We start from the raw sequence: 6,543 nt of genomic DNA, 5'->3' as shown, positions 1-6,543 counted from the left end.
ATGTCATCTAATGTTTAGTTGATCGTTAAAAGACATTTCGCCTAACGGCGAGCGCCTTATATCCCCATAGCTAAAGCAAGGGCTTTTACGGCGCATCTGATAAATGACTGACCTGATTATAATCAAGCACCTGCCACGCCTCTTCGACAAAGTGGATGTGACTGATGCAGGCATTGTGTAATCTTGTCTTTCCCGTGCCAATTTCTCCACCTGAAAGCGTTGCAAGAATCGCATTGATGACGCCGCCGTGCGCGACCAACAATACATTTTCGGCCAGGTAGGCCTTCTGAATTCGTTCGATCCCGTCCATCGCGCGTTTGCGCAGGTCTTCCCAGCTTTCTTGCCCTGGATACACGCGATCTGGATATTGTCTGTTTCGCTCTTCCGACGTGAGCCCAGCGCCCTCGCCATAATCTCGTTCAACGAAAGCATCCATCTCAACTAATGGAACTTGTTGATTCAAGGCGATTCTGATGATCTCCGCCGTCTCCTTTGCACGCCGCATCGGGCTTGTGATGAGCATATCCCACGAAAAGCGCCGCAAAAATTCACCAGACTGGCGCGCCTGCGCTCTTCCTCTATCATTCAAAGGAATGTCCTCGCGTCCTTGCAATCGACCTGTGGCATTCCAATCTGTCTCTCCATGCCTCACCAAACAGATTTTCCCCATAACTCCCCCATACCAGCTCAGACATGTAAGCTATTTCACAACTTTGTACACCCGTTGTTGAGGATCACACTGAAAGAGAAAGTGAACGTGATCCGGCATGGTTTCCATTATATCTATCCTAAAAACAAAGTGATACCTTTGCATGCGCCATGTTTGACCATAGTGGAATTCAGCAAAGCGTGATAAAGAGTATGTGGCATAGACAATGATGGGAAAAGATGCATTCATGACCGTGTATTTCAAATGAATTGCAAAGACAAGCAGCAATGTTCTGCTATACTGACAGGGATATGAAAGGGGATGAAACCCATTGGAAATTGTCACGCGTACCGTGAATATGGCTATCCCAGCCGCTATGTTGATTGCGCTGATCATTGTGGTCATACTCTTGTCGTTTGCGCTTCGCCGCAGAAGTCATCGCTCGTTGGTGCCCATCAGCTTGGTGCTTGTCATCCTGTCGGCCCTGGCAGAAATACTTTGGATATATCTGACCTTCAGATAGCGTTCAACGAATTCATCGAGCTAATCGTTGGTATTTCTCCACGTCCTAGTCTCATTAATGAGCATCTTCTGTCTCACACATACGCGTCCAACAGGCTCCTTTAGCACATAATGCAATTCAACTAGTTGCTTGTAATGTTTTACATCTATCAATTTCAGCTTGTTCTCTTGATCTCCCGGAATGAACAGAGGAATACCATGTCCTATGATGGAAGGTGCAATCTGAAGGATAAATTCATCTACGAGTTTCTCCTGGATCAGCGGATATAGCACTTCTCCACCGCCCATCATCCAAATCCGTTTTCCTGATTGTCTCTTTAAGACTTTCGTAAAGGCAACAATATCTTCGTTGATAAAATCCACATAATTAGTCGATCCAGATGTCGAGCGGGAAAACACATAGCATTTCTTTTCCTTATACGGAAATTCACCAGGCACTTGAAGCAAGATTTGATCGTAAGTTTTTTTACCCATCAAAATAGAATCGATGGTAGCATAGAAATCCGGATAGCCCATGTCTTCTTCGCCTTCAGTTCCCAATAACCAGTCCAATGAGTGATTCTTTCGAGCAAGATAGCCATCCACGCTTATCGCGCCGTAAAACACTAACTTTCTTTGATTACCAGTCATGACCCAAGCCCCCTTAATGCACAAACGAGATGCTTGCGAAGCATCCTGCACACCTTTCTGTGGGTTGCATTTTTCGAATCCCTCACTTCCATAAATCAGACAGTTGTTAGGTTTTAAGTATATAATTGAGTTCTTGACACCTAATGTCATATTAGAACGACACCTTAAGATAATTGGAGAGGGATGCACCTTGCGAGCAGACCGATTGCTTTCAATCATGTTACTTCTTCAAAAACACGGCCGCCTGACGGCCGCAGACCTTGCAAAACGGTTGGAAGTATCCCAGCGAACGATATATCGAGATATTGAAGCGTTATCGGCAGCCGGTGTGCCAGTGTACATGGACAGGGGAACGGGCGGAGGATGTTCTCTTCCTCGTACGTACCGTAGCTTTGGCCATTTAACTGAAGCTGAACTACAGTCGTTGGTTGTTTCATCTACGAAGCTTTTAAGTGATTTAGGATTGCGAAGGGCTTCGGAATCTGCAATTTTAAAGCTCCTTGCCGCCTTGCCAATGACCACTCGGCAACAAGTGGAGAATGTAGCGGATCGAGTATATATAGATACCTTGAGCTGGAATCGAAGAGAGGATACAGTTACATGCATGGAGGTAGTGCAAAAGGCTGTATTAGCTGAAAAGCAAGTCCGATTCCGTTATCGAAAAAAAGATGACCTATCTTCGCGAACAGTGGGCGCATTGGGTTTAGTTTGCAAGGGGTCAACATGGTACTTAGTTGGTGAATCGGGCAACGATATAAAATCGTATCGACTATCACGTATTGAAGATGCAGAGATGCTTGAAATTGATGCGAAACGACCTAAAGATTTTAGATTGGAAGAATTCTGGCGTCAGTCCGTTGCTTCACTACCCACTCGTCTTCCGCGATATCCGGTGGTTTTATCGTGTCGAAGCGAATATGTTCCTCAACTTCACCGTGCTGGTCATTGGTCATCCGTACAGAATGTTGGTGAAGTGAACTCTGAGGGTTGGTGTCGCGTATCGATGCGCTTCGAACGTGATGTCGAGGCCCTGCAGTGTATTTTGGAGCATTGCCGAGACGTCAAGGTCGTAGAACCCGACGATTTACGGCAGCAAGTTATATCTGCGCTTGAAGAGGCTCTTAGTTTGTATAGGACTACGTCAGATGCCGACAAGTCTTGTTGAAGCACTTCTAAAGCCAGAAGAGATGCCTTTGATGGACGCATATATATGCACATACGTCGCCCTTTGTTTCCGATTTATGGTATCTCGGGAGTTGTTCGTCGTTCAACTGTCTAAATGCTTTTATTATTCTCCGCCTCTTTAGGAGTTCCGTGCTCTCCGGTTTATGCAGCCCCACTGGGTCGCTACTTAAGCATCATCGGAAAATAATACCTGCTAGGGTGGTATTGCTTAGCAGTTTCCTTAAAGACCAAAAGGTACTGTGTTTTATTTGGTTTCCCTAACAGTGCCTTGGGAATCTGAAACGTCCCACTGATCGTTCCAGTGTTAGAGACGCGAAATTCTTGTGTGGCTAGGATCTGTGGATAGTCCGCACCTTGCCGCTTGATGCCCACCTCAACTGTTGTACCGTACAGTTCCCTGAAGAATACGATTCCCGAAACCATGATTTTGCTTCCTGATTGAATCGGTACTTCTAACTTGGGTGTATTGATTGTCATCCAATTGCTTGGAATGGGTGATGCTTTTGTACCTATTGGAACACGCACAGCAGAAACATATTTGATGCTCGGTGTGTCTACTTCAATAGCAACCTCATGGGCAGGATTTTGCCCTGGAATACTGTAAATCCGAGCTTCAGTATCACTCGCTACACCAAGTTTAGAACCAACCGTTTTAACAGCCCCTTCTGTTTCATAATAGTAGCCATTCCACGCGAAACTCGCTGGAATGCCCCATGAGAGTCCAGCAGCTTGACCTCGCTGATTTTGTTGTGCCCCTTTATTTGGAGTCGAACTATAGTGGTTCGAATAAGTGTAAACGCCACCTGCTGCAACGAGACACGCCGCCACAGCCACAGCGCTCCTCCTCCAAGTCATTGAAGCCTTGCGTTTTGGTTGAATGGGTGCGGCTTGATCATCATATTTATCAATCATGTTGTAAATCTGCACCTTTGTATATTCTGGAACCTTCACTTCCGACAATGGCTTGTATTGTCCTTTCAAATCCTCAATTTCACTCATTTTAATTCCTCCTCTTTTGTGAACCACGCCCGAATGTTTTTGATGGCACGATGTAATGTTGTTCGAACTTTTGCTTCACTCCACCCAAGCGCCTCAGAAGTTTCCGTGGAACTTTTCTCGTGGATAATGCGTTCCACGAAAACTTGTCGTTGCGGTATCGTTAAACAATCAAGGCTTCGTTCTAATTCAAGGAAAAGTGTTCGGTCCGCCTGCGTCGAGTCTTCGATATCCCGCTCGTAAGGAACGATACCGTGGGAACGTCTTTGCTTACGGAAATACTCACGCAAACAGTTGTTTGCAATCGACCACAGCCAGGTTTTTGGACTCGATCTATGATTAAAGTGACTCCATGATTGCAGCACTCGTAGAAATACATCTTGCAAAATGTCTTCTGCATCCGCTTCACTACCAACCGTGAAACGGATATATCGATACACTTCATCTCCGGACTGATCAAAAAGCATTCGAGCCGCTTCGGAGGAGCTCATGGGCTTCACTTTTTATTCCCCCCTCTCACCTGATTAGTGACGATTATGGTCACTTTGTTACACAGTCTTCATTAAATTTTTTGACGCAGAGCACCGTACTTAGTCGGTATCCAATCCATTCAGTCGTTGAATTTCTTGCCGTTGCTGGTCCCATCTCTATTGGACGCATCCAATACGCCGATTGCGCTGGCTTTTTACGATGAATACGTTAAACTAAATACATAGCACTAAACATTTGTAAGCGATATGGAGGGATACATATGTCAACCGATAAAACATCGGCTAAACGATCTGGGGCATTTACCATCGGCGGCGATTTAACTGTGAATCGCCTCGGCTATGGCGCAATGCAGTTGACGGGACCAGGGATCTGGGGAGATCCGCGCGATCCTGATGAAGCCGTACGGGTCCTCCGTCGCGCGTTGGAACTTGATGTCACGTTTATCGATACAGCTGACTCGTATGGGCCATTCGTCTCCGAAATGCTCATCAAAAAGGCGCTCCATCCGTATCCGAAAGATCTCGTCATCGCGACGAAGGCGGGACTCACTCGATCCGGTCCAGACGATTGGCGTCCAGTTGGTCGTCCCGAGTATCTGCGCCAGCAAGTGCATCTGAGTTTGCGGCACTTGGGGCTTGAGCGGATCGACCTCTTGCAGTTGCACCGGATTGACCCAAAAGTTCCGTTGGAAGAGCAAATCGGCGAATTGAAACTCCTTCAAGATGAGGGCAAGATTCGTCACATTGGCCTGAGTGAAGTGACCGTGGAAGAAATTCAAGCGGCGAGCAAGATCGCGAAGATCGTGTCGGTTCAGAATCTGTACAATCTCGCGAAGCGCGATGCCGAGCCGGTCTTGCAGTACTGTGAAGCGAATCAAATCGCATTCATTCCTTGGTTCCCGCTCGCAACTGGCGAACTTGCCAAAGCTGGCGGCCCGCTCGACGAAATGGCGAAGCGATTGAATGCGCAACCGTCACAGCTCGCCTTGGCATGGTTGCTGAAGCGTTCACCTGTCATGTTGCCAATTCCGGGAACGTCGTCTGTCGCGCACTTGGAAGAAAACATGGCGGCTGCAGGCATCGAGCTCAGCGATGCAGACTTCCAAACGTTGATGGACGTGACAACGGCGAAGTAATCCCGTTCGTGGTGATGACCTGGATTGCTTGAATAAACACAGAAGGCCACGGGAAACCGCGGCCTTCCTGAATTTATGCACATTTGCTTCATCGATCAATGCTTCATTAGAAGCTTCCGAGCTGGTTTTACGATCAGCGCCGTGAGCGACACAATATGCTTGTCACTCTTAAGCTAAGACTATCCGTAAAAAGGCGAATCATAATGCAACCCCGTAACGGAGTCATTCGTCGGTTAATACTATTGTAGCTGGAACTCAGTTAATCCATTTCAACCCCATCAGGAGGTAATTGATAAACGACTTGACCCTGTGAGTTTAAAAATTCAATCTTGGGATTATCACTCATATCCACTGTCATTCGCAATCGTGTCTTCCCTTTTTTGTCCGCCAGCGCTACAGTAATCGCACCATCTTGCGTCCGACCAGTAAACATTCGTTGAGATGCCGTTAGTCCTTGTTCTTCAAGCTTTCGCCATTCCTCTTGCTTCTCTGGACCATCCTCCATGTTCATTATAGGAATTACCAATTCTGCAAACTCGGAAAGTGGAACATTTGGGCGCTCCCATATGTTTAAGCCGTACTGACGTTTTCCATTCTCCTCGTCATACGTCATCCCCACAATTTGATCTTGTTTATACTGGTCAAACAATAGTGCGGCACCTTGATTCCCATAAACCAATGCACCACATTCATCGCCATCTTGGTTGTAAAACATCAATCCGGCTACACCATTATTGTTGCCTTCCCGTTGGTCAATCTCTTTGCCGTCAATAGTGCCTTTAGGTAAACCACTTCCATTGAAAATGGCCAACCTGCGAGTCCCATTTTCATCTACGATGTTAATTCTTTTTGTTTGGATTTCCTCCACGTCGAAGTTCCGTTCGTCTCTCAACAAATTCACTCCCTGTTCTATAACCCACCAGCGACCATAACA

The 6,543-nt window shown here is 46.6% G+C and carries 9 protein-coding genes; 3 read left to right on the top strand and 6 right to left on the bottom strand.

All coding sequences use genetic code 11. The annotated features are described in order from the left end of the window. Nucleotides 1–85 precede the first annotated feature (85 nt). Together ACFSB2_RS05005 and ACFSB2_RS05000 are read right to left on the bottom strand one after the other, a co-directional pair. Nucleotides 86–670 (bottom strand): histidine phosphatase family protein, encoded by a 585-nt coding sequence (locus tag ACFSB2_RS05005; RefSeq protein WP_377941770.1) that lies wholly within the window; start codon nt 668–670, stop codon nt 86–88. 30 nt (nt 671–700) lie between these two features. Next, complete coding sequence (locus ACFSB2_RS05000) at nt 701–814, bottom strand: transposase (protein WP_377941782.1); 114 nt, start codon at nt 812–814, stop codon at nt 701–703. A 166-nt stretch (nt 815–980) separates the two neighbouring features. Here ACFSB2_RS05000 and ACFSB2_RS04995 point away from each other — a divergent pair, with 166 nt between their 5' ends. Next, a complete protein-coding gene (locus tag ACFSB2_RS04995; protein ID WP_377941769.1) occupies nt 981–1,172 on the top strand; it encodes a hypothetical protein in 192 nt (63 codons plus the stop codon). Between the two features lie 20 nt (nt 1,173–1,192). On the opposite strand, the gene ACFSB2_RS04990 is transcribed toward ACFSB2_RS04995, so the two are convergent. Continuing rightward, a complete protein-coding gene (locus ACFSB2_RS04990) occupies nt 1,193–1,801 on the bottom strand; it encodes a dihydrofolate reductase family protein (protein WP_377941768.1) in 609 nt (202 codons plus the stop codon). A 190-nt stretch (nt 1,802–1,991) separates the two neighbouring features. On the opposite strand from ACFSB2_RS04990, the gene ACFSB2_RS04985 reads away from it, so the two are divergent. Continuing rightward, on the top strand, nt 1,992–2,966 hold the full coding sequence (locus ACFSB2_RS04985) for a helix-turn-helix transcriptional regulator (RefSeq protein ID WP_377941766.1): 975 nt from the start codon (nt 1,992–1,994) through the stop codon (nt 2,964–2,966). Between the two features lie 182 nt (nt 2,967–3,148). Here the strand turns inward: ACFSB2_RS04985 and ACFSB2_RS04980 are convergent, their stop codons facing one another. Together ACFSB2_RS04980 and ACFSB2_RS04975 are read right to left on the bottom strand one after the other, a co-directional pair. Next, entirely contained in the window at nt 3,149–3,985 is an 837-nt protein-coding gene (locus ACFSB2_RS04980) for a hypothetical protein (RefSeq protein WP_377941765.1), read from the bottom strand. Continuing rightward, nucleotides 3,982–4,473 carry an RNA polymerase sigma factor gene (locus ACFSB2_RS04975; protein WP_377941781.1) on the bottom strand — a complete coding sequence of 164 codons (492 nt, stop codon included), beginning with the start codon at nt 4,471–4,473 and terminating at the stop codon, nt 3,982–3,984. Before ACFSB2_RS04975 ends, ACFSB2_RS04980 begins: the two co-directional genes overlap by 4 nt. A gap of 260 nt (nt 4,474–4,733) precedes the next feature. Here ACFSB2_RS04975 and ACFSB2_RS04970 point away from each other — a divergent pair, with 260 nt between their 5' ends. Beyond that, on the top strand, nt 4,734–5,609 hold the full coding sequence (locus tag ACFSB2_RS04970) for an aldo/keto reductase (RefSeq protein ID WP_377941764.1): 876 nt from the start codon (nt 4,734–4,736) through the stop codon (nt 5,607–5,609). Between the two features lie 259 nt (nt 5,610–5,868). Here ACFSB2_RS04970 and ACFSB2_RS04965 read toward each other — a convergent pair whose 3' ends face one another. Continuing rightward, nucleotides 5,869–6,501, bottom strand: coding sequence for a hypothetical protein (locus tag ACFSB2_RS04965; RefSeq protein WP_377941763.1), 633 nt, complete (start codon nt 6,499–6,501; stop codon nt 5,869–5,871). Nucleotides 6,502–6,543 lie beyond the last annotated feature (42 nt).

The organism is Alicyclobacillus fodiniaquatilis (genome assembly GCF_042678105.1).
In the GTDB taxonomy this organism is placed as follows: Bacteria; Bacillota; Bacilli; order Alicyclobacillales; family Alicyclobacillaceae; genus Alicyclobacillus; species Alicyclobacillus fodiniaquatilis.
This window is presented reverse-complemented; position numbering and strand designations above follow the sequence as displayed.